Origin of the sequence: Levilactobacillus sp. FUA 3915, from assembly GCF_044053135.1 — a bacterium.
In the GTDB taxonomy this organism is placed as follows: domain Bacteria; phylum Bacillota; class Bacilli; order Lactobacillales; family Lactobacillaceae; genus Levilactobacillus; species Levilactobacillus lanxiensis.
In genome coordinates this window covers 2,789,321-2,814,752 of record NZ_CP168704.1, presented here as the reverse complement: position 1 = coordinate 2,814,752, position 25,432 = coordinate 2,789,321, and the positions used below count along the sequence as shown (strand labels likewise).

The 25,432-nt window shown below is 52.4% G+C and carries 24 protein-coding genes; 19 read left to right on the top strand and 5 right to left on the bottom strand.

The window, feature by feature from the left end; translation table 11 throughout:
• Positions 1-113: 113 nt before the first annotated feature.
• From ACEPST_RS13075 to ACEPST_RS13060, 4 genes are all read left to right on the top strand, one after another.
• Entirely contained in the window at positions 114-308 is a 195-nt protein-coding gene (locus ACEPST_RS13075) for a hypothetical protein (RefSeq protein ID WP_125762487.1), read from the top strand.
• Positions 309-616: 308 nt separating this feature from the next.
• On the top strand, positions 617-1,702 hold the full coding sequence (locus ACEPST_RS13070) for an acyltransferase (RefSeq protein WP_204120766.1): 1,086 nt from the start codon (positions 617-619) through the stop codon (positions 1,700-1,702).
• Positions 1,699-2,178, top strand: a complete 480-nt coding sequence (locus ACEPST_RS13065; RefSeq protein ID WP_275404327.1) for an 8-oxo-dGTP diphosphatase — start codon at positions 1,699-1,701, stop codon at positions 2,176-2,178. Before ACEPST_RS13070 ends, ACEPST_RS13065 begins: the two co-directional genes overlap by 4 nt.
• Before the next feature lie 233 nt (positions 2,179-2,411).
• On the top strand, positions 2,412-2,756 hold the full coding sequence (locus ACEPST_RS13060) for a hypothetical protein (protein ID WP_125762493.1): 345 nt from the start codon (positions 2,412-2,414) through the stop codon (positions 2,754-2,756).
• A gap of 222 nt (positions 2,757-2,978) precedes the next feature.
• Here the strand turns inward: ACEPST_RS13060 and ACEPST_RS13055 are convergent, their stop codons facing one another.
• Positions 2,979-3,305 (bottom strand): helix-turn-helix domain-containing protein, encoded by a 327-nt coding sequence (locus ACEPST_RS13055; RefSeq protein WP_204120764.1) that lies wholly within the window; start codon positions 3,303-3,305, stop codon positions 2,979-2,981.
• A 280-nt stretch (positions 3,306-3,585) separates the two neighbouring features.
• On the opposite strand from ACEPST_RS13055, the gene ACEPST_RS13050 reads away from it, so the two are divergent.
• The gene (locus ACEPST_RS13050) at positions 3,586-4,257 is read left to right on the top strand and encodes a glycine zipper domain-containing protein (RefSeq protein WP_395409159.1); all 672 of its coding nucleotides are present in this window, start codon (positions 3,586-3,588) and stop codon (positions 4,255-4,257) included.
• Positions 4,258-4,617: 360 nt separating this feature from the next.
• On the opposite strand, the gene ACEPST_RS13045 is transcribed toward ACEPST_RS13050, so the two are convergent.
• Together ACEPST_RS13045 and ACEPST_RS13040 are read right to left on the bottom strand one after the other, a co-directional pair.
• On the bottom strand, positions 4,618-4,719 hold the full coding sequence (locus ACEPST_RS13045) for an IS3 family transposase (RefSeq protein ID WP_204120763.1): 102 nt from the start codon (positions 4,717-4,719) through the stop codon (positions 4,618-4,620).
• Positions 4,720-5,150: 431 nt separating this feature from the next.
• A complete protein-coding gene (locus tag ACEPST_RS13040; RefSeq protein WP_204120762.1) occupies positions 5,151-5,822 on the bottom strand; it encodes a CPBP family intramembrane glutamic endopeptidase in 672 nt (223 codons plus the stop codon).
• 199 nt (positions 5,823-6,021) lie between these two features.
• Here ACEPST_RS13040 and ACEPST_RS13035 point away from each other — a divergent pair, with 199 nt between their 5' ends.
• From ACEPST_RS13035 to ACEPST_RS13020, 4 genes are all read left to right on the top strand, one after another.
• The gene (locus tag ACEPST_RS13035) at positions 6,022-6,540 is read left to right on the top strand and encodes a TetR/AcrR family transcriptional regulator (protein ID WP_204120761.1); all 519 of its coding nucleotides are present in this window, start codon (positions 6,022-6,024) and stop codon (positions 6,538-6,540) included.
• 198 nt (positions 6,541-6,738) lie between these two features.
• On the top strand, positions 6,739-8,244 hold the full coding sequence (locus ACEPST_RS13030; RefSeq protein WP_204120760.1) for a carboxypeptidase M32: 1,506 nt from the start codon (positions 6,739-6,741) through the stop codon (positions 8,242-8,244).
• Between the two features lie 103 nt (positions 8,245-8,347).
• Positions 8,348-8,950 carry a nitroreductase family protein gene (locus ACEPST_RS13025; RefSeq protein WP_204120759.1) on the top strand — a complete coding sequence of 201 codons (603 nt, stop codon included), beginning with the start codon at positions 8,348-8,350 and terminating at the stop codon, positions 8,948-8,950.
• Positions 8,951-9,686: 736 nt separating this feature from the next.
• Entirely contained in the window at positions 9,687-10,811 is a 1,125-nt protein-coding gene (locus ACEPST_RS13020) for an NAD(P)/FAD-dependent oxidoreductase (protein ID WP_204120758.1), read from the top strand.
• Here ACEPST_RS13020 and ACEPST_RS13015 read toward each other — a convergent pair.
• Positions 10,787-11,191, bottom strand: coding sequence for a ribonuclease HI family protein (locus ACEPST_RS13015; RefSeq protein WP_203638299.1), 405 nt, complete (start codon positions 11,189-11,191; stop codon positions 10,787-10,789). The genes ACEPST_RS13020 and ACEPST_RS13015 overlap by 25 nt on opposite strands.
• A 37-nt stretch (positions 11,192-11,228) precedes the next feature.
• Between ACEPST_RS13015 and ACEPST_RS13010 the strand changes: the two genes are divergently transcribed.
• The 9 genes from ACEPST_RS13010 to ACEPST_RS12970 all read left to right on the top strand — a co-directional run bounded on the left by ACEPST_RS13010 (position 11,229) and on the right by ACEPST_RS12970 (position 22,401).
• Positions 11,229-11,645, top strand: a complete 417-nt coding sequence (locus ACEPST_RS13010; RefSeq protein WP_204120757.1) for an EbsA family protein — start codon at positions 11,229-11,231, stop codon at positions 11,643-11,645.
• Positions 11,645-13,300 carry a formate--tetrahydrofolate ligase gene (locus ACEPST_RS13005; protein WP_204120756.1) on the top strand — a complete coding sequence of 552 codons (1,656 nt, stop codon included), beginning with the start codon at positions 11,645-11,647 and terminating at the stop codon, positions 13,298-13,300. The genes ACEPST_RS13010 and ACEPST_RS13005 overlap by 1 nt, the downstream gene beginning before the upstream one ends.
• A 723-nt stretch (positions 13,301-14,023) precedes the next feature.
• Positions 14,024-15,598, top strand: coding sequence for an ATP-binding cassette domain-containing protein (locus ACEPST_RS13000; RefSeq protein ID WP_204120755.1), 1,575 nt, complete (start codon positions 14,024-14,026; stop codon positions 15,596-15,598).
• A gap of 286 nt (positions 15,599-15,884) precedes the next feature.
• Entirely contained in the window at positions 15,885-16,058 is a 174-nt protein-coding gene (locus ACEPST_RS12995) for a hypothetical protein (RefSeq protein WP_395425074.1), read from the top strand.
• A 606-nt stretch (positions 16,059-16,664) separates the two neighbouring features.
• Positions 16,665-17,129, top strand: a complete 465-nt coding sequence (gene lspA, locus ACEPST_RS12990) for a signal peptidase II (RefSeq protein ID WP_125762514.1) — start codon at positions 16,665-16,667, stop codon at positions 17,127-17,129.
• Positions 17,129-18,052, top strand: coding sequence for an RluA family pseudouridine synthase (locus ACEPST_RS12985; RefSeq protein WP_203644983.1), 924 nt, complete (start codon positions 17,129-17,131; stop codon positions 18,050-18,052). Before lspA ends, ACEPST_RS12985 begins: the two co-directional genes overlap by 1 nt.
• 137 nt (positions 18,053-18,189) lie before the next feature.
• A complete protein-coding gene (pyrR, locus tag ACEPST_RS12980) occupies positions 18,190-18,723 on the top strand; it encodes a bifunctional pyr operon transcriptional regulator/uracil phosphoribosyltransferase PyrR (protein WP_203638285.1) in 534 nt (177 codons plus the stop codon).
• A gap of 22 nt (positions 18,724-18,745) precedes the next feature.
• Positions 18,746-19,825: a carbamoyl phosphate synthase small subunit gene (locus tag ACEPST_RS12975; RefSeq protein WP_125762521.1), complete on the top strand. Its 1,080-nt coding sequence runs from the start codon at positions 18,746-18,748 to the stop codon at positions 19,823-19,825.
• Positions 19,826-19,827: 2 nt separating this feature from the next.
• Positions 19,828-22,401, top strand: a complete 2,574-nt coding sequence (locus ACEPST_RS12970) for an ATP-grasp domain-containing protein (RefSeq protein ID WP_204120752.1) — start codon at positions 19,828-19,830, stop codon at positions 22,399-22,401.
• A gap of 696 nt (positions 22,402-23,097) precedes the next feature.
• Here ACEPST_RS12970 and ACEPST_RS12965 read toward each other — a convergent pair.
• Positions 23,098-24,804, bottom strand: a complete 1,707-nt coding sequence (locus ACEPST_RS12965; RefSeq protein WP_204120751.1) for an NFACT RNA binding domain-containing protein — start codon at positions 24,802-24,804, stop codon at positions 23,098-23,100.
• A gap of 199 nt (positions 24,805-25,003) precedes the next feature.
• On the opposite strand from ACEPST_RS12965, the gene ACEPST_RS12960 reads away from it, so the two are divergent.
• Entirely contained in the window at positions 25,004-25,432 is a 429-nt protein-coding gene (locus tag ACEPST_RS12960; protein ID WP_204120750.1) for a MarR family winged helix-turn-helix transcriptional regulator, read from the top strand.

Here is a 25,432-nt window from a genome sequence, read left to right as displayed (position 1 = left end):
AAAGTTAGTGACTTTCTTAAGGTTGTCCTAGATGATTGCCGTTTGCCTCCGAAGTTGCTAAACTAAGGGTGTGTTTAGGGGACACGCGTTTGAACAATCTTGGGGGGATTATAATGAATAAAGATCAATGGGCACTGATTGCCTTAGTTGTGTTAGCGGTTTGTGGGCTGAGCCTGGTGCTCTTACTCATGAAGTCACCAATGTGGGCCTTCGGTTTTCCGGTAGCCTTTGCTGGTTTAGGACTGGCATGCTACGGGATCGAAGATTTGATGACCAAGCTAACAAAGAAAAACAATCGCGAAGCTTAAATCTGAAGAGAATCGAAAAAATAAAGACGGCCGGTGAGCCGTCTTTTTTGTTGGAGAGTGGGACAAAAGGCGGTTAGCTGGCGAGCATTAAGGCTACTAACCGAATAATCCTGGTTTTGGATTGTTTGGTTAGCAGTTTTAAGCGGAACCGGCTGCCTCTTGTCGCACGTTTCGGCCATATAAACTGGTACGCAAAACGGCGTCTGGAGTTTTGACTTTTTGTCGTAACGAAAGAACGTACTGGTTTGCGTCTTTACAGGGCACGCCTCGGCTTGCTAAAATGAGGAGGTAAAGGCGATGAGCGAAAAGTGACAGAACAACAAAAAACGGCGGCGGATGCTGGCGACTACCTCAAGGCGTTTGCCTGCACAGCGGTCATGCTGCAGACGGTGTTGAGCTGGGCAATAACCACCCCAGCCGGCCAGTCGATGCAGGTCGGCCTCGCTTGGGTCTACCTGGCCGTGAAATTTACGGCCCCGGCCTTCATTTGTGGGATTCTCTTTACCACGATTCGAACGACGGACGTGACGCAGCCGACCTATGGCCAGTATCTGCGGCAACAGTGGTCGGCGTTAGGCGTGCCGACAGTCTGGTGGTCGTTGGCCTACTTGCTCCTACAACCCCAACTGCAACAGCATCGGCCGTTTACGACACTGGGTCAGTTTGGCTGGCAACTGATTAACGGAAATGCCGCGCCACACTTGTGGTACAACACCATGATGCTGCAGATTATTCTGCTGATGCCCCTCTGGTGGGCGATTCGGCGGCAGGTCACGACGCGCCGCCGTTTCTGGTGGACCGCGGGTTTGAGTGGCGCCTGGATGTTTGGCTGGGTAGTCAGCTATCAACGACTGATTACGCCCGCCGCACGGGTCGGTCGCTGGTATTTGCTCGACCGGGTCTTCTGGGGCTTTGCCCTTTACGCGGTCTTGGGCATGCTACTCTGGCTGGCTTGGCCACGCATTCGGCAGTGGCGATGGGCGTGGGTACCGCTATTGTGTGGAGCAATTGGTGCGCTGATCTGGCAAGTGCGCAATCTGCTGGCCACGGGACGGCCAATCGTACTGGCTCGCAGTAGCTACTACGCGCCGGCAACGATTTTCTACGGTCTGTGTGTGATTGGCTTGCTGGCAAGCCTGGCCGCGTGGCAACAACGACAACACGCGCGTGGACTGGTGGTGATTCACTGGCTAGCGACCTACGCGTACCGCGCCTACTTGTCCAACGTCTTTTGGCTCGCACTGATTTGGCACTTCGGCGGTCAGGCGTTAACGGCGGCCCATCCCGTGAGCGGCATCCTGGTGAGCTACCTGCTGACCTGGGCCTGGTCGTTTGCGACGGCGTACGGCATACATAGGATTTGGCAATGGACGAAAGGAATGGTGACAAAATGACAACACGTGATAGGACGCAACCAGTTGAGCTGGTCACGATGATCATGGTCACGGATCCCCAGACGAAACGCGTTTTGGTGGAAGACAAAGTGAACGTGCCCTGGAAGGCGGGCCATAGTTTTCCCGGCGGCCACGTAGAAGTCGGTGAGACCTGTACTCAGGCGGCTGTCAGGGAAGTATTCGAGGAAACGGGCCTGCAGTTGTCGACGGTTGATTTCTGTGGAACGTGTGAGTGGTTCGACACATCTCGGCAAAAACGGAAGCTGGGCTTGCTGTACCGCGGGGATTCATTTACCGGTGAACTAAAGGCCAGCGATGAGGGCTGGGTCGGCTGGTTGCCGCTGAGCGAAATGACGCCGGAAAAGAGTGCCGAGAGTATGGCGGCATTATTGCGGGTCTTCAATCACGAGGTCTCGGCCGTGGTTAGTGATGGCTGGAACGGGCCGTTGGTCGATGATCTTCAGGACGAGTCGTAAAGGCTAGTCGATTAGAATAGCTAGACGCAGAGTCGTTGATGTCGAGAGACGTTGGCGACTTTTTTGTCGACTCGACGCCTAGAGGAATCACCAGTCAGCTAGCAGATTGGCAAGACGGTTATACGAGCATCGCCATGATATTTTTATCAAGCAAGCAATGTTTATCTATTGTAAGCGGTTACAAAAACGGGTAAACTAAAGGTGTAAAGATTGTGATAAAGGGAGCGATAATCGTGAAATCAACTGTTCAAACACAACGCTGGTACGGTTACTTCTTTATCGGGCTGAGTGTCGTGGCCCTAGGGATGACCGGCCTGCTGGCAATTCCAATGATTGATCGGGCACTACTGTTGACGACGGCCCTCACGTTACTGGTGTACGGGCTGACGTACCAACCGCGCATTGGTCGTGGCTGGTGGCGGCTGTTACTAGGCGTGAGCGTTATTGTTGGCGTCGCCGATGTCGTCTTAACGTTGACGGTGGCCCCGGTCTTACTCACGGCTCTGTTTAGCTTTGCTTTACCGTTTGCATTTTTAAGTGTTTTATTAGGGTTCTTGAAACAACGTGTCCGGGCCTAGCCTGGTTGCACGAAAAAAGCGTCTGGGATGAAAACCAGTAGCTTTAAAATAGCCAGCAAAGCGGATAAATTCTCCCGCTTTGCTGGCTATTTGACTACATATTTTAGGGATTTATTGTCGAAAAACGTTGGATTTCCGACTTTTCCCCGACCTTTTCAGCAGTCCGGTTGGTGTCTTCAAAGTTTTTTGAATGGAAATGTTTACGGAACTCTAGATTGAGTGTCAGATGAATGCCATTATCAAAGCATGTCCAATTAATGTTCCAAGGCATCCAAAAATTAGGAATATTTTGAAGAAAGAAGAATTCGGTTCCTTCCTTATTTTTGAAATAGATGTCGTTTTTCGATCTTCTTCACCCAACAATAAGAAATCTATCGTCACATTGTATAGTGAGCTTAGCTTGATTAGTTTTTCAATATCAGGGTATCCACGGTCGTTTTCCCATCTTGAAATTGATTGGCGTGAAATGTTTAAGTGATTGCTGACGTCCTCTTGCGACATTTGATTTGAAGTGCGTGCATTTCGTATATTTTTTCCTATAGCGCTCATAATGACCTGCCTCCTTAAAAAAAATAAGCTCTATTTGGCCTATACCATTTTACCATGAAATATTCGTGGCTTATTTTACCGTCTCTTTGCGATCTCTTTACGTTTTTACTTTGATGTAAATCTATAGTTTACATACCGAATCGTAGATGATACGTAAAACAATCGGTTCTTACTAAGTCGAATCAAGTTGGCTAGTCTTGGAGTTGTTGATCCGAATCAACAAAAAAACGTAAGGTGGAGTTGTAAATATGAATATTAAAAAGAGTAGAGTGTAATCTTAATGACAGCTTTCTCGTTATCAGGTATCATGGTTCCAACGACCCAGTCTTTAGCTGCTACAACTGAGCAACAAACTTTGAATGTGCCGGTGCAATACGATCTAGTTCCACCGGCATTGCGCGGTTTAAGAGTAAGAGTTCATACTAATAATAAATGGAATAAATTAAGTGAAGAAGCTAGCAAAATTAATTCGCAATCTATTTTAATTACGTCTGAGCAGGAAAAAGCAAAATATCAAGAACTGATTACTAAGTTTGATGGAGCTCAGATCGATTATGATATTGAAGATGAAACCGGTCGCCCACAGGCGCGGGGACATGCTTTTTCTGAGAAGTTTGTCAATGGGGGACTGAATGATTTTGCCTACAAGAAAGCCGGTTTGGCTGACTTACGTTCTTACTATGGTAAAACTGCGCTTTCTCTTAAAGGACTAGGAGCGACCTCTGGAGCAGCCACGGGGTCAACTGTCGGGCCTCTGGGTACTGCTGTTGGTGCATTAGTTGGCATGGTCGGTGGTACTGTAGTCGGGAGCCATTTCGATGAGGCACAAAGAGATATGAAAAAATGGATTTCCAAGGGTTCTTCAAAAGGTGGATGTCGTGTCACCGCCACTGATGAATTTCCAATTGCAAGTTTGGGATCTCAAAAGCAAACGAATATCAGAAAACTCTAAGATTAGGATAGGTGAAGTAATTTGAACTTTTTAGGAATCTTAGGTATTTTCGGAGTTGTTTTTGCAGCTTCAATTGCGAGCATTCGAGTATTTCGTAAGAAATTCAATCAAACAACTTGTTGGAGTGTAGTCTTACTTTTCTTACTTAGTTTGTTTGTAATATATTGGTCATTTTGAAAAATCGTCCTCAAAAAAGAGCAAATGAAGCGCCCCCCAAGGTTGGGCAGCAAATCCAATCTTTTTTGAGGGCTACGGTTAAGTTTGGTTTAGATTTTAGAATTAAAGTCATCACTGAAGGTCTAAGTGGTGTTAGCTCAACTTCACTGGCGGGACTCCTTGTCAAAGTAGACAACCAAATAATTAAAATCGTTGTGCAATTTTCTGAGCGGCATGATTCCGGTATTCTACTGGGGTCATGCCGTTTATTGTTGGCTGGCGACGTAAATTGTCATACCAATCCATAAAGCCTGCAACTAGTATACAGGGTCACCAACTGAGAGATGACGCTGGGATTAGAAATACCAAGCTGCCTGGCTAATTGCGGATGCGAGGTAGCACCAGCCAGGTATAATTTGACCACTTTTCGTTTCAACCCCAAAAGATATCTCTGGACATGTTACCGGTTCAAACCCTCGAATTTTTCCACCTGGTAACGTTCGATTTGGGTCGTAGTTTGTATTTGCTCAACCAAATGAATATAGTACAGCTTATCTTCTGGACGGCACCGGGTGTCTCTTTGCTCCATGCAAAAACTCCTACTTAAGCAAATTTTGATTGTTTGCTTAAGTAGGAGTATAGTCCAAAATCATGGGCACCTTTTGTTATCTAATGCTATATGGCTGAAGTGTGTGTCTAAAGGCAGTCAGCTCAGCCGAGAACTAAGCCCACTCTTTTTACCCAAAGAGGGTGACCAAGATATCCCAGGTCATGTGCGTAGCGATGCCGGGCCATAGGGAATGACTGCGGGCGTACAACCACCCGAAAAGTAAGCCCAATAGGAAAACGGAGACCAGATTGCTGATCCATAGCATGGGACTCATGGCGGGAACCGTCGTCAGGTAACGGGGGATGTGCATGCTGGCAAAGGCCAGTGCCTGAATTACGTTGGCAGTGGTGAGCGAGAATTTCTGCAACAGGGCATTTAGGAAGTACCCCCGGAACAGGAACTCTTCACTGACCCCGACGACCAGGAAGTACCGGCCCCAGAATTGAGGGATGAAAGTATGATTAACGTTCAGACCGTGATGGGCCAACCAAAATTCACCCAGCAGGTAAACAATGATGATGCCCCAGACGACATAGCCGGCGGCAAATCGCCATGCTGGATGCCACTGCTTGGCATTGCTCAGGGTGAGACGTTGGTGGTTGCGGTCAGCTTGATGGATAAACCACCAGGCCAGCCCTAACCAGACGACTAGCTTAATGGTATCGAGCGCCAATTCTTGCGGCCAACCGGTCAGGTGCTTTTCGATGGGACTGTTGAGACCGACCTGAACGGCCAGCCAGATGAACCAACAACTGATGAATTGCAAAATAAGACGACGATTGGAGACGGGTTCAGACATAGACGACACTCTTTTCTTTGAATAGACACATTAACTTTATTGTAAGACAAGTAGCCGTGAGAAGGGGCGTAAAAATGTGTAAGGATTGGTTAAAAATGGAAGTGAGCCCCACTAGCAGTCTATGTTAACATTGTTTACATATAAAGTAATCGATGTTAACATAAGGTTATAAACGTTACTACGAAAGGAATTCACTCCTATGACAAAATTACCTTATCATCGCGAGAATTTAGCGGCAGCAATTCAGCAACAGGCCCGACAGCAACTCGAAACGGCTGGGGCCGAGCAGCTTTCTTTGCGGCAAATCGCCCGATTTTTGGCGGTGACACCGGCAGCAGTTTATCGCCATTTCCCAGACAAGGCGAGTTTATTAGCAGCTTTGCGAACGGAAATCATGGCAGAATTAACGGCTACTTTGCGGGAAAATGTGTTGGATTCAGCGGATGCAACAACGATGATCCAACACATGGTCAGCAATCTTTTAACTTACGCGGATCAACATCCCCAAGCCGTGGCTTTTGTTTTGACGGCACCATTGCCAGCACCGGTCAGCTTAACGACCGTGCTGACTTTATATGCTGCCCAACAAGGTCAAACGACGGTTGCACCTCAGACGGGACAGGCAGTTTGGACACTCTTAGTGGGCGTTCTGGTTCAATACCCACAGGATCAGGTTACTGTGGACTGGGTCGTGACAGCGATTACGCACTTATTATAGAGGAACGGATTAAAATGAATAGTTTAACAATTCACAAGAAACAATAAAAATAAGTGAAATAATCACAAAATGACAGTATCCGCGTCAAGGCAGTGTTTTAGTCGAACTCGTCAATTAGAATATAATGAGAAAATTTACGGGCTTTTTAGAAGTGACCATGCTACACTAAATCCATCTTGAAATTTGGAGGCGGTTACCATGGCAAAAACGGAAGCGGATTTCCTGGCTTTGGTGAAGCAGATTAGTTTATTAGACATGAATTTATCCCTCGTGGGTTGGGACGCCCGCACGTACCTCCCCAAGGATGGGGCGAGTTTTCGGGGTGAGTTGACGGCCTACATTGGCGCCAAGGAAATGGCGTTGACCACGGGTCCCGAGATGGGCGCGTTTATCGCGGACTTCACGGAACATCCCGAAGCACTCGATGCCAAGGGCCAACAGGTCTTGCGGTTGGTCAAACGCGAGTACGACCTGAACCATGATATTCCGGCGGACGATTACGCAGCCTACCAACGAACGGTTTCGGATGCTCAACAGGTGTGGGAGACGGCGCGTGAGGCTCAGGACTTTACGGTTCTCCAGCCGTACATTGAAAAAATTGTCGCCTACCAAAAGCAATTCATTCCCTACTGGCAAAATGGTCAGGCTACGCCCTACGACGTGTTGCTCGACCAGTACGAACCGGGGATGACGGTCGCCCAGTTAGACCCCATCATGGAAACGTTAAAGGCGGGCATCAAACGCATTCGCGCGGTCATTGCGACGGGGACCGAACCGCGGGTGGACTTCATGAGCCGCGCCGTGCCTGAAGATGTTCAGGAGCGGGTGGTCCGAGCCACTGTTAAACGCTTGGGGTACGACTTTAACAAGGGGGATTTGTCTCGTAGCATTCACCCGTTCACGGTCCCACTGAACCGCAACGATGCTCGAATCACCAATCGTTATGGCGTCCACGATTTTCAAATGTCCCTATTAGGCGGGATTCACGAGGCGGGGCACGGCCTGTACATGCAAAACTTTGACCCGGACTTTGACTACACGCCGCTGTCTAATGCGCCATCGATGGGCCTGCACGAGTCACAATCACTCTTCAATGAAATTTTCATCGGCCGGAACCCGGCGTTTTGGCAGGGGGCATACGGTCGCTTCCAGGCCGCCACTGGCAATATCTTTACGGACATCGATGAGCCTACGTTCTACCAGGGGTTCATGGCCACCAAACCGACGCTGATCCGAACCGAGGCCGATCCCCTGACGTACCCGTTACACATCATCGTCCGTTATGAATTAGAAAAGGCCCTCTTCAATGGGGAAACCACGGTGGCGGAATTACCGGCCCTGTGGCGCCAGAAGTATCAGGAATATCTGGGCATCACGCCGGCTAACGACACCGAAGGCATTCTACAGGATATTCACTGGCCGGGTGGGGACTTCGGCTACTTCCCAACGTATCTGTTGGGGCAAATTTACGCGGCCCAGTTCTACCACAAAATGAGCCAGACACTCCCAGTGGCGGACATCTTAGCCAGCGGCGACTACGCACCGATCACCGAGTGGCGGCGAGAAAATATTTTCCGCTTGGGCGCTAGCGTGACGCCACAAGAGTTGGTTCAACGGGTGACCGGGGAGCCACTGAATCCGCAATACTGGCTGGATTGGATGACCCAGACGTTCAAGACAGCGTATCAGGTTCAGAACAAATAGCTTTACTTTCTAAAAGTAAGTGATACACTAAATTTAAGTTTTAATAGGAAACTACTTGCCCATAAACGGGGAACTAACTTAAAAAGTGAGGTCACTTATTAATATGGAAACGAAATTTACTGAACTAGCCAAGCAACGCCGTAGCATCTACGCCTTAGGTCGTAACGTTAAGCAAACGCCTGACGAATTGACAGCTCTGATTGAAGACAACATCAAGAACGGCCCATCATCTTTCAACAATCAAACGACGCGCGCCATCATTTTATACGGCGCCTCTCACGAAAAGTTGTGGGACATCGTGATTGACCGCCTGAAGCAAGAAGTGCCTAACGAAGAAGCCTTCGTTAAGACGACCGCCAAGATCAACAGTTTCAAGGCAGCCTTCGGGACGGTGCTCTTCTTTACCGAAACCAAGACGGTCAAGGAATTTGAAGACAACTTCCCACTCTACGCGGCCAACTTCCAAGACTGGTCCGAACAGTCACAGGGGAACGCCCAATTCTCCGTCTGGACATCATTGGCTGAAAATGGCTTGGGTGCTAACTTACAACACTACAACCCACTAATCGATGACGAAGTGCGTGCAGCCTTCAACGTCCCAGCTAGCTGGCGTTTACGGGCCCAATTGGACTTCGGTTCTATCGAAAGCCCCGCTGACCCCAAGGATTACATGAATGACGACGATCGCTTCATGGTCTTCAAGTAATTTAACCAAAATAAAAGAGAACCCCGGACCACGCCATAGCGCGTGTTCGGGGTTCTTTTGTGGTTAGGGGAAACTTTGCGGCCGCTTTCAGGGGATGAGTTATGCTAAAATGAAAGCGTGCTATCACGCGCCCCAACCAGGTCTTTGCCAACGTGAAAATCAGAGCGTCCGTGGCAGTTGTTCCCGCCGGCGGACTCAAGGACCCCTGCTGTGGGGCCGACTCCAGCCTGAGGGGCGGTCTTCCGCCTCGGCTTGAAACCGGGCAAAAACCGCCCGTTTCCAAGGCCGTCCCATGCTCTAAGCTGAGAAAATCGCTCAGCTAAGACCATCGACACAGCGGGGGACCTTGGCCCGCCTCTGGTCACGCACATGGACTCTCCGATTTGACCTTGACCGACGCAGGTTTCAAGCTGGTTCGGCCTATCTGAGCGGATTTACCAGGCAGTAAGGCCACGTTAACTTAGTTGGTCGATGTCAGTGACCAGAGGCGAGTCAGGATGGTCAGCTGTGTCGATGGCGTTGGCTGAGGTTTCTCACTCAGCCTAGGCCATGGGACGACCTTGGAGACTGGGAACTTTCCAGGCTTCAAGGCGAGCTGGAAGACCGCTTCTCAGGCTGGAAGCGGTCCCCACAGCAGGGTATCCTGAACTCGCCGTCGGGAACGGTCAGACCAGTTAAGTTAACGTTGGGGCGTTAACTTGTGCTTTCTAACATCAATTAGGGGGTCAGTATCGTTATGGAAAAACGTATTGCCATTATTGGCGGCGGTATCGTGGGTGCGACCGCTGCGTATTATTTAAGCACCTTGCCCGGAAGCGAGCAGACGAAGGTCACGTTGTTTGATGACGGGACCGGACAGGCGACCACGGCCGCCGCGGGCATCATTTCGCCGTGGCTGTCTAAGCGCCGGAATCAACGCTGGTACCGATTGGCCAAGGCCGGGGCAGATCTATTCCCCGAATTGATTCACGACGCCCAGCTGGGCACCGACGTGTATCAACAGACCGGGACCATTGTGACCCGTGAGGTACCCACGGACTTGGAAACGTTGTTTGATTTGGCCCAGGAACGCCGTCACGACGCCGCGACCATGGGAACCGTCACGACGTTAAATGCCGCCGAGGTCCAGGCCAAGGTACCCCTGTTGTCGCGGGCGCAACCCGGCGTCTTCATCACCGGTGGGGCGCGGGTCGATGGCGCAGCGCTGGTCAGCGGCTTGCTGGCTCGGGCGACGCAGAAGAACCTGACGATTCGTCGCGAACGTGTCAGTCTCGACGCTCAGGGCCAAGTTCTGACGTCATTGGGGGCCCGGCAGTTTGACCGGGTCATTATCGCGGCCGGTGCCTGGCTCAAGGAACTCGTGGCACCCCTGGGCATCACCGCTGCCGTGCGACCACAAAAAGGCCAGCTGATTGAGTTGGCCGTCAAGGATTATCCATTGAATGAAAATATGCCCGTCGTCATGCCCGAAGGTGAACGTGATTTCGTACCCTTTGGCCATGGCAAACTGATTGTCGGGGCGACCCACGAGGACGACGGCAAGTTCAATCTCGCTGCCGACCCAGCCGTCACCGCCGATCTATTGGGCAGTGCCCAACGACTGATGGCTGACGTGACCGCTGACAATATCACGGGCGTCCGCGTGGGAACACGGGCCTACACGGCCGACTTCGCGCCGTTCTTTGGACCGATTCCGGACCAGGAGAAATTCCTCGTGGCCTCTGGATTGGGCTCATCCGGCTTAACGACCGGGCCGCAAGTGGGCCGGTTGTTGGCGGGCTCCGCGCTGTACGGCGGTACGCCGGACTGGAGCGAATACGAGCTGCCACTGACGACTTACTTAACGTCTTCGGCAGAATGAAGGGCCTGATTGGCTAAGGTGTGCGCGCCACGGTTCTGCTTCTCGGGAACCCATTGCGTGAGCACCAGCTGAAACGGGGCCTGCGCGGCCAACAGGTCGTCGACCAACTGTTGATAGTGTTTGGCATAATGCTTGGCGACACTATCGTTGACGATTTGACTGTCCGTATAAAACAGGACGGTCGTGTGCGCCGGGTCGGTCGCTAACGTGGCCAATTTTTCAAAGCCTAACCGGGCAATTTCAAACTCGGCGGTGTGGTTGGTCGTGGCCGTCAGTGGCGCACTCAGTTGCGTCTGCTGGTGGTCGTGAATGATCAAGATGCCCCCGGCACTCAGACCCGTCTGGGGTTGTGTCGCGGCATCCGTATATAGAGAAAACATGGAATCACTCCAATTCTTTCGTGAGGTGTTTAAACCAATGATAACCCAGGAACGACGATTTTTGTATCAACCGAATCCCCTCAGTAGCATTATCAACTGGAGCTGGACGCTCATCGTCCTGTTGATAGGGGCCATTTTCTGGCTCGAAGTTACCCATTTTAACTGGTATACGCTGGGGTTCTTCGTGGCCTTTGCGTTCTTGTGCTGGTTAGAGATCCATTTTAGAAATATCACCATGGCCAATGGCGTCTTGACGGTCAGTACCGTCTTGAATCACCGCCACCTGGTCATTCCGTTGAACCAGGTCCGCAGCGTGCAACAGTCCCGGTACCGGTTGGGCATTGTGGCGCAGGGCAAAATTTATCAATTCTTATTACCACGGAACTCGGCAATCGAACTCGCCAGCCTCTTGCAGGACGCGATGGTTGCCAACGGCGTGAAGGAGGAAAATTAGTGAGCGATATTGAAATTTCACAAAAAACACAGTTAGAACCCATTGAACAGGTGGCGGGCAAGGTCGGTTTGACTCCCGACCAGATCGAACCCTACGGCCATACCAAGGCTAAAATCAATCTGCCACTGACGGGCAAGCATACGCCAGGTAAATTGGTGCTGGTCACCTCAATCAACCCCACACCCGCTGGTGAAGGCAAGTCGACCGTGGTCGTGGGTTTGGGGGATGCCCTGAACCTATTGGGTCACCAAACCGTTTTAGCCTTGCGGGAACCGTCGATGGGTCCCGTCATGGGGATGAAGGGTGGCGCGACCGGGGGTGGCTACGCCCAAGTGGTCCCCATGGAAGACATCAACCTCCATTTCACCGGGGACATGCACGCGCTGACCGAAGCGCACGATACCCTGGCTGCTCTGATCGATAACCACATCCAGCAGGGTAACGAGCTGAACCTGGACCCCCGTCAAATCGTGTGGAAACGGGTCTTGGACATCAACGACCGCGAGCTACGCCAGACCGTTATTGGCCTGGGTGGCCGGACGTCTGGTGTGCCTCGACAAGACGGTTTTGACATTACCGTGGCCAGTGAATTAATGGCCGTGCTGTGCTTGAGTGAAGACCTGACGGACCTTAAGCGCCGGGTCAACCGCATCCTGATTGGCTACACTTATGACAAGGAACCGGTGACGGTCGGCGACTTGAAGGTCGGTGGGGCCATTACGCTCCTGTTGAAGGACGCCATCAAGCCCAACCTGGTCCAAACGCTGGCGCACAACCCGGCTATCATTCACGGCGGGCCATTTGCCAATATCGCCCATGGCTGTAACTCAGTGCTGGCAACTCAGACGGCCCTGCAACTCGGCGATTTTGCCGTCACGGAAGCCGGCTTTGGGGCCGACCTCGGTGGGGAAAAGTTCATGGATATCAAGACCCCCGTGCTCGGTCAAACGCCAGATGTCGTGGTCATCGTGGCCACGGTGCGGGCCCTCAAGTATAACGGCGGGGTCAAGCGCGCCGACCTGGAAGCAGAAAACCTTGATGCTCTACAACAAGGGAGTGCCAACCTAAAGCGCCACATCACCAGCATGCAACAGTACGGGGTGCCCGTCGTGGTCGCCATCAACCGCTTCACCAGTGATACGGACGCAGAAATTGCGGCCCTAACCGCTGACGTGACCGCCTGGGGCGTTCCCGTCGCCACCACGACCGTTTGGGCCGATGGGGGTGCCGGTGCCACTGAGTTGGCCGAAAAGGTCGTCACGGCCACGCAACAGCCTAAGCACTTCACGCGTCTCGCACCAGCTGGCGCGGACCTGATGACGCAAATGACGGCCATCACCCAGAAAATCTACGGTGGGGCTAAGGTTGAGTTGTCGGCTAAGGCCGCCCGCCAGTTGAAGACCTTCGCCAAGCATGGCTGGGACAAGTTACCCGTCTGCATGGCGAAGACCCAATACTCCCTGACGGACGATGCTCACCAATTGGGTGCACCCACGGACTTTACGATTCACGTGCGCGAGTTTGCGCCACGGTTGGGGGCCGGGTTCGTGGTCGCCATGACGGGGAACGTATTGACGATGCCTGGGTTGCCAAAGCACCCGGCCGCACTGGACATGGATATCGACGCAGACGGCAAGATCACTGGGTTGTTCTAAGGGGTTAAATTTGTTTTTTGCAGCGCCTCCGGGCTGGTGAAAATGGGCCGTGGCGCTGTGGGCGCACGTCTGGAGCCTGAGAAGCGGTCTCCAGACTTACTTTGAGCCGAAGAGCGCGTCTCAAAGATAGCAGTTACCTAAGCGGGGAACCCGCTAAGGTAACTCCCACGGCTGAGCCCATTTTCACCAGCCCTGCGGCTAACACGGATTTAACCCGGCACAACGCCATGACCTTTCCCAGAGTATTCTAGGATTGGACTGCGTGTGCTGGTGTCGATGTCTCGCTGGCTTCGATAGCAAATCCATGGGCTGCCGTGAGACACAGCCGGGCACCTTGGCGCGCCTCTGGTCACTCCCACGCCCAGCCCAGTTTTCCCAGCCCTGCGGCTGACACGGATTTAGCCTGGAATGACGTCAGTGTGTTTGCTGTGACTCTTGCCTGATTCCAATGTGGCAGGAGGGTTTGCCAAATCAGCCGAATTGACACTAGTTGTTAAATTGCTAGCGGTCGAATCCAGTTCTAAATTAAAATAGTCATCGCGTGTGTGATTTTGCGCGCCTAATAATCGATAAAGCGTTAGTTACCTTTTTAAATGATTGGGAACTAGCGCTTTTTGCTGTCCTTTGGGTCGGAGATTGGCATAATTAACGAAAAGGGTGGTTGCTAGCTCAAAATGGTTAGAAAGCATTTTGAGCTGGGATAGTTTTTAAAGGGGTGGGCCAATGAAATTTGTGAATAAGAAATTAGTGGGGCTGGCAATTTTTACCGCGGTGCTGGCGGGGTTATCGACGCCGTTTAATGCTGCGATGTACGCCTTTATCTTTCATATTATCGAGACCAAGCACATTGGTTGGATCGTGCCGTTTGTGATTGTCATCATTTTGGGCTACTTTGGGTTCAGTCTGGCCACGTATTTGAATACGGTCGTGATCAATAAAAATGTGGTCACGGTCAATCGGCGGTTGAAAACACAACTGTTGCGGGGATTGTTACAGCGGCGGACCGTGGATTCCAAGGATTTTGTGGCGACGAACCTGTCCTTTTTCATGAACGATTTGAAATTACTGGAGGACAACTACATTCGCCAGCTGTTTGCCCTGATCAGTGTGCTGGTGACCTGCGTCGTGACCTTGGCCTATTCACTGGCCAACAACGTTGAATTGACGCTGGTCTTCATCGTCTTTATGGTCTTTCCCTCCGCGATTCCCCGCTTATTTCGGAATCGAATCAATGTGCGCAGCGAGGCCTGGTCACAGCGCAACAGTCAGTGGTCGGGCACACTGAAGGACGTGTTGAAGGGAGCCCTGGCGTTACGTCAATACCGGGCACTCCCGGGAATCGAACCGAAAACGACGGCGGCCATTCAAAACGTGGAGCACGCCAACGCTGCCATGAAAAATGAAATCGCGCTGTCCAACGCGGTGGTGGAAGCCATTTTCTACGTGTGTACGCTGATTCCCATCGGTATTGGGATCTACGCCACGATTCAGGGCCGCATCAGCTTGTCTCAGTTTGTCGCGATTCAGTACTCGTCGAACTGGATCATCAACAGTGCTGGAGAGGTCGTGAATAGTTTTAATACGCTGAACAGTACCGGGAAGATTCGCCAACGCATCAAGGACACGGTCCAACCCGTTAGCGAACCGGCGACGGTCACGTCTGGCTTTGAAACGTTGACCGTAACGCAACTCAGCTTCAACCGACAGGAGACGCCAATCCTACACGATATTAATCTCGCCGTCGCCCGGGGCGAAAAGATTCTGATCCAGGGTGAATCCGGCAGTGGGAAGACGACGTTACTGCGACTGCTTGATGGCGCCTTGCCGCCGACCAGTGGAGAAGTCGCCATCAACGGCGGCCCCGTCAAGCAGTACGCGGGGATGAGCACGGTCAACCAGTCGCCAATTGTGTTTGACGACACGCTACGCTTCAATTTGACGTTGGGCTTAGACTTCACGGACGCGGCGGTCACCCACGCGTGTCAGGAGGCCGGTCTCCTGGACCTGGTCGACCGCGATGGCTTGGACTATCAAATCGGGGATGAGGGCCAGAGCCTGTCGGGCGGGCAGGTGAAACGGCTAGAGATTGCTCGCGCGATTCTGTTCGACCGCGAGCTGATCTTCATCGACGAAGGCACGGCGTCCCTGGACGAGCAAACCTCAATCGCCATTCACCAAACGCTCCTGCGCTTGCCCAAGACCATCATCGAAGTCGACCATCACATCCCACCGGAAGTCCGGCCGTTGTTTGACCACGTCTATCAGCTACAGGACGGTCAGTTAACGGCGGAAGTGTGAGCTGAAAACGAGACAAGTAAAAATTGATTAAAATGGATATAAAATAAAATCATTGGTATTGCTAATTACTTTTAGTTTGATATACACTTAATTACGGAATGAAATGTTGTGGGCGGTGAGAAATACATTGGTACGTAAAAAAGTGAAAAGATTTCTAGTATCCTCGTGTACTGTTATAGCGATTTTACTTCTCCTCTTTGTTCCATTTACTCCTAAGAATGCTGTACGTTTGAGTATACTAGAAAACTTGCATCCATTTGCAGCTGTATTTGCCTTTCCAAGCAAAATGGCAAAGAAGGATAGTACGGGATACTCAGGCAAACATATAGCAGCCTACTATTCGGTTCTTGTACAAGTTGGTTCGGACATGGGTGGCTTCGACACTTATGTTATCGGAGTAAAAGAGAAGAAGAGTGGGGAAATGTTCTATAGGGCTGAATTAGCCTACGATCCTGCTTAGTTCAAATTGTTTTGTCGTAAGCTGAATCCTGGATTCTCTCTTAAAATTTTACATTGTCAGTCAAATAGGCCAGTCCGAATCGCGTTTTTCCGATTCGGACTGGCCTATTTGTGTGGAGAATCTTGTTCGTCAATAATCCGGGGTTAAGTCGAACAAGAGAAATCGGAAAGTCACTTTGCTCCTTGAAACAAACGCGCCAACGTCAGCCGTGCGGGTGGTCAAAAATGGCCCAGCCGGGGGATTTGACTGGGCGGTAACTAAAAATTGATGAAATCATCTAAGTCTGAGACAGGGAAACGGCCTAACTTTGTTTGAATCCTGGAGCCAGAGACCAGTGAGGTGACTACCTGTGTCGGGGGTGTTTGACCGGTGGGCTTCCGGTCTTACAGCCCGGGACGACCTGAAAGACCCGCGGTTTTCGGGGCTTTTAGGCGAGGGTGAAGACCGTTCTTTGGCTTCACCTGGTCCCCACAGGTAGTCATCTCGCTGGTCGGCGGTGGAAGGATTCAGACAAAGTGGGAATTTTCTAGTGTGGAGAAGGGCGCGGGGGGCCATTTTCTGGTATACTTTTCGGTAACGACTTATAGGAAAGGTGTTCCGGATTTTATGCTGATTGCAGATACAATCTTAATCGTGCTACTGGTGGTCATTGACCAGTGGATCAAGCACGCGGTAGTGGTCAACATCGCCCTTGGTGGCGAGCACCCACTCATCCCCGGCTTCCTGTCGCTTACGCACCTGCGTAACGACGGGGCCGCCTGGAGTATTTTACAGGGCCAAATGTGGTTCTTTACGGTCATCGCCATTGTGGCGTTAGGCATCATGGGCTACTTTTTCTGGCAGTACCGCAATCAGAAAGAACACTGGGTAGAGGAACTCGGCCTGACCTTGATGATGGCGGGCACGATTGGCAACTTTATTGATCGCCTGCTGCAAGGCTACGTAGTCGACATGTTCCAACTCGATTTTATTAATTTTCCAATCTTCAACTTCGCCGACAGCTGTTTAACGGTCGGCGTCATCTTAATCGCGATTGGCGTGTTCTTAGCCGATCGACGGGAGGCACAGTGATGCAAGAAACAGACTTTCAAGTAACGACTTCAGACCGGCTGGATAAATTGGTGGCGGATAACGTGGACACGATTTCCCGCTCACAGGCAAAAAATGCCATCGAAGCCGGCCAAATCACGGTCGACGGGCAGCCAGTCAAGCCTAAGGCCAAACCCAAGGTCGGCGCGACGGTCCACATTGCGCTGCCAGATCCCGTTCCCTTGGATCTGACCCCCGAAAATATTCCCCTAGACATTGTTTACGAAGATGACGATGTTATCGTGGTCAACAAGCCCCAGGGGATGGTCGTTCATCCCGCACCCGGACACCCAGACCACACGTTGGTCAACGCCCTGCTGTACCACAGCCCGCTGTCGAGCATTAACGGCACGTTGCGGCCCGGCATCGTTCACCGGATCGACAAGGACACCTCGGGCCTCTTGATGGTGGCCAAGAATGATCACGCCCATCAGAGTTTGTCGGCCCAATTACAGGCCAAGACTAACCTGCGGGAGTACGTGGCCATCGTGCACGGCAACTTCAAGGAAGAGGACGGCACCATCAACGCGCCCCTGGGACGGTCACCGAAGGACCGCAAGAAGCAGGCCATCGTCGCTGACGGGCGGCCTGCCGTGACCCATTTCCGGGTGCTGGAGCGCTATGGGAATTATTCCCTAGTCGCTTGTCGCTTGGAAACCGGCCGGACCCACCAGATCCGTGTCCACATGGCCTACATCAATCATCCCGTCGCGGGTGACCCATTGTACGGGCCTAAGCACACGCTGAAGGGCGCCGGTCAGTTCCTACATGCCCGTGAATTGGGCTTCAAGCAACCCACGACCGGTGAACAGTTAGACTTCACCGCGCCGGTTCCCGAAAACTTCGCCAAGGCCGTACGCCACTTGCGCCAGCAGGCGGGGTTACCGGTTGACAAAGCAATTTAGTTTTTTTAAGCTAGCACTAATCAGATAAACGGGTTTGCCGAATCAGGCGGGCGGGTTTCTTCACCATTTTGCCGAAGAAATGCGCCCGTTTCCTGCACTTACGCTAACGCCGTGAAACTTTTAAGGAGGAAATACAGATGGCAAAGGTAGTTGTGGACGCAATGGCAATGCAACGGGCCCTGACCCGGATTACTTACGAAATTATCGAACGCAACAAAGGGGTCGATGATCTCGTCATTTTAGGCATTAAAACGCGGGGCGTTTACCTCGCGCGACGGATTGCTAGTCGCTTGCAACAACTAGAAAACGTCACGGTTCCCGTGGGTGATCTGGATGTCACGCCGTACCGCGACGACATCGAACACGATGCTCAGGGAGAACCCGAAGTCACGGCGACCAACATGGATTTCTCAGTCGCTGGTAAAAAGGTGATCCTGGTGGATGACGTGTTGTACACCGGTCGCACCATTCGGGCTGCCATGAGTGCCGTCATGGACTTAGGCCGGCCCAAGAGTATCAATCTGGCCGTTTTAGTCGACCGGGGCCACCGGGAACTCCCGATTCGGGCGGACTTCGTTGGTAAGAATATTCCGAGCTCCCAGCGCGAACGGATCAAGGTCTCCGTCAGTGAAATTGACGACCGTGACGCCGTGGAGATTCAACAGGCATAAGGGGCAAGGGGGTCGATTTTACATGGCAAAACGCTATTTGATTTTAGAAGACGGCTCGGCCTACGCCGGTGAAGGCTTCGGTGCCGGTGCCACCACGAGCGGAGAGGTTATCTCCAATTTAAATCTATTAGGCTATCAGGAAACGATTACCGATCAAATCTACCACAACCAAATTATTATCTTTGCCCAGCCGGCCATTGGTAACGTTGGCATCAACCACGATAGCTACGAGTCGATTTTGCCCACGGCCAAGGGGATGGTGGTTCGAGACGTCACGAACATCTCGACGAACCGCCTATCCCGGCTGTCCCTTGACGAATTTCTCCAGCAGCACAACATTCCCGGCATCAGTGGCATCGATACCCGCCACCTGATCCGGAAGCTCCGCCAAGAAGACGGACCGATGAAGGGGAGTATCGTGGATGTGGCCGACGCCCATGCCTTTGATCAGCTGAACGCAACCGTATTGACGAACCGGCAAGTCGACCAGGTGGCCACGCCCAAGCCCTATCCGAACCCGGATACGGGGAAAAACGTGGTCGTCATTGACTTCGGGCTGAAGCACGGGATTCTGCGGCAGTTGTCTGAGCGGCGCTGTAACGTCACGGTCTTGCCGTGGACGGCCAGTGCTCAGGACGTCTTAAACCTGGATCCGGACGGGGTCTTACTTTCCACCGGGCCCGGGTCACCACTCGACCTTGGTGAAGGGGTCCTCGATATGATTCGCGAGGTCCAAGCGGAGATCCCACTCTTTGCGATTGGCCTGGGACATGAGCTTTTTGCCCTGGCCAACGGGGCGGAGCTGACCATGCTACCGGTTGAATATCACGGTAGCAGTCATCCAATTCGCCGAATCATTACCAACGATATTATTTATGCGACACAGGGTCAGGGGTACGCGGTGATTGCCAAATCAATCGACCGTGACCGCCTGATCACCACCTACGTGGACCTGATCAACGGGACCGTCCAAGGGTTACGCCACCGGGACTTTCCGGCTTTTTCGGTGCAATTCTTTGCTGACGGCGCCCCGGGTCCTCACGAGAGTCGCGATTTATTTGATGAATTTATGGAAGCCATGACAGCACGCCGGGAGGGATAAGCTTGCCAAACTTGGATAACATTCAAAAAGTTTTGATCATCGGCGGCGGGCCAACCGAGATCGGTCACGAAACGGAACTCGATAGTGCCACGGTCCAAATCATTACCAGCTTTAAGAAGCACGGGGTGCGGACCCTGATCATTGACAACAACCCGTTCTCCGTGGCGCTGGAAGAGATTCAGCCGACCAACATGTACGTGCAGGCGGTCACGACCGCTAACGTCCGCCACATTATTGAAAAAGACCGGCCCGATGCGATTTTACCGACACTGGGCGGCCTGCTGGGCATTCGAATCGCCCAGGAACTCGTTGAAAATGGCGACCTGGCCAACTTTAATGTGCGCCTGCTGGGGATGCCCACCACGACGTTACAGCAGATCAACAATCCGGCCGACTTGAACGCCACGCTCAAGGAAATTCATGAACCCGTGATTGAGGCTCAAGTCGTGGGGACCCTCGATGAGGCGCGGGGCCTGGTCGAAAAGATCGGGTTCCCCCTGATTGTGAAGCCGGTAGCGCCCAGACTGGACACCAACCGGACCGTTTGTGACAACGTGGACGATATGTTTAACGCGTTGACGCAGGGCTTTCAGCAGTCCCGGTTTGACCAGTGTACCTTAGAGCGCAGTGTGATTGGGTACAAGGAAATCGAAATGGTGGCCGTCAGAGACATTGCCGACACCGAGGTCCTGATTGCCGGCTTGGAAAATGTCGATACGATTGGGATTCATTCTGGCGACTCTATTCTGGTGACGCCACCCCAAACGCTCAACGACCGTGAGTATCAAGACTTGCGGGACGCCACGTTTCGGATTGCGACCGAGCTGGGTATCGTCGGAGTCTTACACCTCCACTTTGCCCTGAACCCGGCCAACCAACACTTCTACGTGACCAAGATTGCGCCGTACTTCTCCCGGGGCGTGGCCCTAGCTGCCCGAACGAGTGGGTACCCGATTGCGTTAGTCAACGGGGCCTTACTCCTGGGGCAAAAGCTCGTCGACGTCAAGCTCCCGAGCCAGTATGTCAAGCAGACCGCCATCATGGAGCCGACCATCGACCACGTGAGCGTGCGGATTCCCATTTGGCCCTTTCAAGAGGTGCCCGATGCCGACCAGCATTTGAACACCGTCATGAAGGCCGTGGGCTCGACCGTCGGCGTGGGTCGCTCGGTCGAAGAGGCCATGTTAAAGGCCGTGCGGAGCTCGCAGTTCTCACCACGAGATGTCTTACCCTCCGTCAGCAATCTGACCGACGGGGAAATGATTCGGCAACTGATCCATCCGTTGGCAAACCGAATTCTGGTGTTAATTGAAGCCTTGCGGCGGGGATACGCGCCAGAAGAGTTGAGCGAATTAACGAAAATTGACAATTACTATTTCGTCAAACTCCGCCATTTGTTAACGATTGAAAAAGAAATTCAAGAAAATCCCTTAGACGTGGCGACCCTCCAACGCGCTCGGTACTACGGGTTCGGTGATGGGATGATCGCCCGTATCTGGCAAACGGATACGGCCACGATTCGCCATCTCTCGGCGCAGGCCAAGATTACGCCGACCTACAAGATGATCGAACCGACCGCCGGGGAATTTCCCGAGCATCTCAGTGGCTACTACAGTACCTTCGAGTACGAAAACGAAAGTCAGCCCCTGGGCGACCGGACGGCACTGGTCTTGGGTCGGGGCGGTAATCAATTAGGGCCCAACTCCGCCGCGGAATACTTCACGACGGAAATGCTCAAGCAACTGAAGCGCGCCGGTTACCATACCATTTTGATGAATACCAACCCCAATGCCGTGGGCGTGGCACCGGAATTTACCGAGAAGCAATATGTCGACCCGATTCAACTGGGGGATGTGCTTAACGTGATTCAGGTCGAACACCCGGACATCGTGATTGTCCCAGGGAACCGGCACTACCTGACCCGCGAGTTGGGCAAGCTGCCAGTAAACCTGCACGTCCTCCCACCTGATCAGGAAACGGGCGAACCCGCTCCAGAAATGGCGACGATTGGCGTCAGTCTGTTTGTGCATAAGCAACAGAAGATTGCGGTCGGTGTCATGGACATGATTGCCCCTGGCATCAACAAGTCGTTGGCGCAGGTCACGGCCTTTCGGATGCCGGCAGAACTGCCCAAAGCCAAGCGCGTCAACCTGGTCGAACAGGCCAAGGAGGCCGTGAGCGAACGGCAGGTCACGGGGATGATTCAAGTCCTCTTTGCCCCCAAGAGCGACGACTCGCAACAACTCGTCGTGGTTGGCGTTCGGCCGACGCGGCTGACTGAAATGGCCTTTCTCAGTAAGGTCACCGGCGTCAACTGGGTCCGCATGCTGACGCGGCAACACATTGGCACGCTGGACGAAGGGGAGCTGGCTAAGATCAGCATTGATCTGAACAGTACCCGGGTCGCCTTGATGAACGCGGCCTTCCCGTTCCGGCAGTTACACGTGTTGAACCGGCCGGGGACCACGGATCAGGAAGTTGGGGCGACGATTGCGTTTGGGTCTAGCGAGGCGCTGACGCTGACGAACCTCAGCGACACCTCCGAGCTCGACCAAATCATCAACCGTACAATTTGACCATTGGCTGGTTAAACTTGTTTTAGACAGCGCCTCCGGGCTGGTGAAAATGGGCCGTGACGCTGTGGGCGCACGTCCGAAGCCTGAGAGGCGGTCTTCGGACTTACTTTGAGCCGCTGAGAAGCGCGTCTCAAAGATAGCAGTTACCTAAGCGGGGAACCCGCTAAGGTAACTCCCACGGCTGAGCCCATTTTCACCAGCCCTGCGGCTAACACAGGTTTAGCCCGCCGGTCAACTGGGGTCGGTGAAGATTTTGGTCGACGAGGACTTAGAATTTGCTGGATTTTAGATTAATCAAACAATGTATATAGCAAAAAGGCGTCACACCAGCGATTTGGTGTGACGCCTTTTTGCGTTTTAAACTAGTTGTTATTACCAATTAGTTGCTGAATTATACTTTGTTTGGTGTAACGTGCCGATTGTTACTGACAATTGAGCGGCTACGCGTAAGAGATACGATAGTTACATGGAGCATGAGTAGAAAATACGGGCTAAATCCATGTCAGCCGTGAGGGCAGCGAAAATAGTCTCAGCCAGGGGATTTTCTAATTGAGGTTGTCAATTAGAAAATGGCGACTTTGAGACTCGGTTCTTGAGGCTCAAAGCGAGGTCGAAGACCGCTCTTTGGCTTCGGCCGTCCTGCCCCTTGCGTTCCAGCCTATTTTCGCCGCCCGGTAAGGCGCTGTGACCGTGGATTTAGTCAGCCAGTTTTTCTACGAGGTCGCTTTGGGGCGTGACGTAGACCGTTCGCTGACCCGTGAAGATGACATACCCTGGTTTGGCCCCATTTGGCTTGTGCAGCCGTTTAACGGGCAGGTAGTCTACTGGCACGTTGCTGGACTCGCGGCCCTTAGAGAAGTAGGCAGCCAGGTTAGCGGCCTCCATAATGGTGTCGTCACTTGGATGTTCCGCGTGGATGATCACGTGAGAGCCCGGCATGTCCTTCACGTGGAGCCAAATATCGGTTCGTTTGGCCGTGTGGAGGCTGAGTTGGTCGTTTTGCAAGTTGTTCTTCCCGACGGAGATTTTGGTGCCGTCGCTCGCCGTGAAGCGGTCTGGCTTGCTGACCTTTTGCCGTTTTTGCTTCTTGCTCTTCTTCTGATGATCGTGGTCTCTGAGGTAGCCACCTTGTTGGAGCTCCAGGCGAATATCGATCAGGTCTTTGGGGGCGGCCAGTTCGATTTGCGCCATGATATTGGTAAAGTAATCCACGTCAGTCTGGGTGATCTTTAGTTGTTCGTTGACGTAGATGACCGCGTTCTTGGCCTTTTGGTACCGCTTGAAGTATTTCTGGGCGTTTTGGTTAGGGGACAACTGGTTCGACAGTTGAATCTTTAGGTCCCGGTTTTCGTCGTAGAAGTTTGGCAGGGTGACCTCGGTTTCGCCGCGGGTGACCTGGTTCAGGTAGGTCGTGAGGATTTCTCCCTTGATCCGATACTCGTCGGCGTTTTCGGTCTCGGCCAGGGTCCGCTGAAGTTTCTTGAGCTTGGTACGGTTCTTCTTCAACTCGTTACGGACGACGCGAATCAGGACACTGCCTTGTTGCTGGACCCGGTCACGTTCAGCCTTGTCCTGGTAGTAGGTGTCCAGTAACTCGCTAAGCGTGGCCGAAGCCTGTTGGGTCCCCGCCGTAGGGTACGGAAAGGCCGTGAAGCTGGTCTTGTTCTTCGGTGAGATTTCTAGCGTAGGCTGCGGGTTATCGAAGCCGGCAAAGAACCGTTGGAACTGTTCGGCGTGATTGCCGGTCTCGTGAAGCGTCGCCGCCAGAGCCGCTGCCGTATCCTTACCCAGCCCCTGATATTGGTGTTGGAGCGTTTGGGCGAGGACTTCCTGGTTCGGGTAATCCCGAATCGTTTGGTCCAGGTCATCACGGACGCCGGCAAACGGATCATCTAGGTCCTGCTTAGGGGGCATGATGTATTGCGCACCCGGAAGCAGGAGCCGGTAACGGTTTTGATCGGAGCCGACGTGCTTGATGGCGTCTAAGATTTTCATGGAGGCACCGTCGACGAGGATGACGTTACTGTGACGGGCCATGATTTCAATGATTAAAAGCAGTTCCTGTTGGTCACCCAATTCGTTACGGGAGGTGAAGTGCAGGTGGACGACCCGGTCGTTAGCGACTTGGCTGACGTCCTTTAAGATAGCGCCTTGCAGGTACTTCCGCAGAATCATGGTAAAGTTGGTCGGAACGGGGGGATTGACGTAAGGAATCTGCGTCACTTGGATCCGCGCGTAGGTCGGGTTGGCCGACAAAAGGATGGGATAGTTGTGGCTGTTGGCCCGAATCGTCAGGACAATTTCGTTGGCGTAGGGCTGATTGATTTTACTAACGCGACCGGTCGTGAGCGTCTGACTCAGCTCGTGGACCATGGCGTGGGTGAATGAACCATCAAAAGACATTGCGGCACACACCTTTCTATTAAATAAATTTATTTTTGAATTCGAAAAAACGGCACAAGTTAAAGTATAACGGCCTCGCCGCCGAAGTGCAAAGAAGATTGTTCGGAATTATTCGGGAGGGGACAAATTTTCCCACAACTGGGCCTTGTGGTCACCAACCAAATCGTTGTACAATACAAGCAAAAGGAGTGAGGGTCTTATGAAATCAAGTCTAGCAGCGTTGATGGCAATCAACAAAGTTCAACAAACGTTGCTCCAACGGATGACCAAGCAACATCACCTGACCGTTTCCGAATGGCAGTTACTCGACCACATTGGTGGCGGGGAGAACACCCAAGAAATCTTGGCGCAACAAACCAAGCTGGATACCTCGACTCTGAGTCGCCAGCTCAAGGGGTTGGTGGCTAAGGAAATGGTGACCAAGAAGGCCATTGGCCGGGATAAACGTCAGTTGGTATATACAATAACGCAACAGGGCGAGAATACCGCCGAAGAGATCAACACGGCCTTTGAGGCCCTATCCGACCAAGTTTTTGAACACTGGTCCACAGATGAACGCAATTTATTACAGATTTTATTGAACCGGTTAGATAAAAGTATGGATCGTCGCCGGTCGGTCGAGAACTAA

Coding starts and splice junctions, on each gene's coding strand:
- ACEPST_RS13075 (WP_125762487.1), top strand. CDS start 114: ATGAATAAAGATCAATGGGCACTGATTGCCTTAGTTGTGTTAGCGGTT.
- ACEPST_RS13065 (WP_275404327.1), top strand. CDS start 1,699: ATGACAACACGTGATAGGACGCAACCAGTTGAGCTGGTCACGATGATC.
- ACEPST_RS13055 (WP_204120764.1), bottom strand. CDS start 3,305: ATGAGCGCTATAGGAAAAAATATACGAAATGCACGCACTTCAAATCAA.
- ACEPST_RS13050 (WP_395409159.1), top strand. CDS start 3,586: ATGACAGCTTTCTCGTTATCAGGTATCATGGTTCCAACGACCCAGTCT.
- ACEPST_RS13045 (WP_204120763.1), bottom strand. CDS start 4,719: ATGGATTGGTATGACAATTTACGTCGCCAGCCAACAATAAACGGCATG.
- ACEPST_RS13040 (WP_204120762.1), bottom strand. CDS start 5,822: ATGTCTGAACCCGTCTCCAATCGTCGTCTTATTTTGCAATTCATCAGT.
- ACEPST_RS13035 (WP_204120761.1), top strand. CDS start 6,022: ATGACAAAATTACCTTATCATCGCGAGAATTTAGCGGCAGCAATTCAG.
- ACEPST_RS13030 (WP_204120760.1), top strand. CDS start 6,739: ATGGCAAAAACGGAAGCGGATTTCCTGGCTTTGGTGAAGCAGATTAGT.
- ACEPST_RS13025 (WP_204120759.1), top strand. CDS start 8,348: ATGGAAACGAAATTTACTGAACTAGCCAAGCAACGCCGTAGCATCTAC.
- ACEPST_RS13020 (WP_204120758.1), top strand. CDS start 9,687: ATGGAAAAACGTATTGCCATTATTGGCGGCGGTATCGTGGGTGCGACC.
- ACEPST_RS13015 (WP_203638299.1), bottom strand. CDS start 11,191: ATGTTTTCTCTATATACGGATGCCGCGACACAACCCCAGACGGGTCTG.
- ACEPST_RS13010 (WP_204120757.1), top strand. CDS start 11,229: ATGATAACCCAGGAACGACGATTTTTGTATCAACCGAATCCCCTCAGT.
- ACEPST_RS13000 (WP_204120755.1), top strand. CDS start 14,024: ATGAAATTTGTGAATAAGAAATTAGTGGGGCTGGCAATTTTTACCGCG.
- ACEPST_RS12995 (WP_395425074.1), top strand. CDS start 15,885: ATGGCAAAGAAGGATAGTACGGGATACTCAGGCAAACATATAGCAGCC.
- lspA (WP_125762514.1), top strand. CDS start 16,665: ATGCTGATTGCAGATACAATCTTAATCGTGCTACTGGTGGTCATTGAC.
- ACEPST_RS12985 (WP_203644983.1), top strand. CDS start 17,129: ATGCAAGAAACAGACTTTCAAGTAACGACTTCAGACCGGCTGGATAAA.
- pyrR (WP_203638285.1), top strand. CDS start 18,190: ATGGCAAAGGTAGTTGTGGACGCAATGGCAATGCAACGGGCCCTGACC.
- ACEPST_RS12975 (WP_125762521.1), top strand. CDS start 18,746: ATGGCAAAACGCTATTTGATTTTAGAAGACGGCTCGGCCTACGCCGGT.
- ACEPST_RS12965 (WP_204120751.1), bottom strand. CDS start 24,804: ATGTCTTTTGATGGTTCATTCACCCACGCCATGGTCCACGAGCTGAGT.
- ACEPST_RS12960 (WP_204120750.1), top strand. CDS start 25,004: ATGAAATCAAGTCTAGCAGCGTTGATGGCAATCAACAAAGTTCAACAA.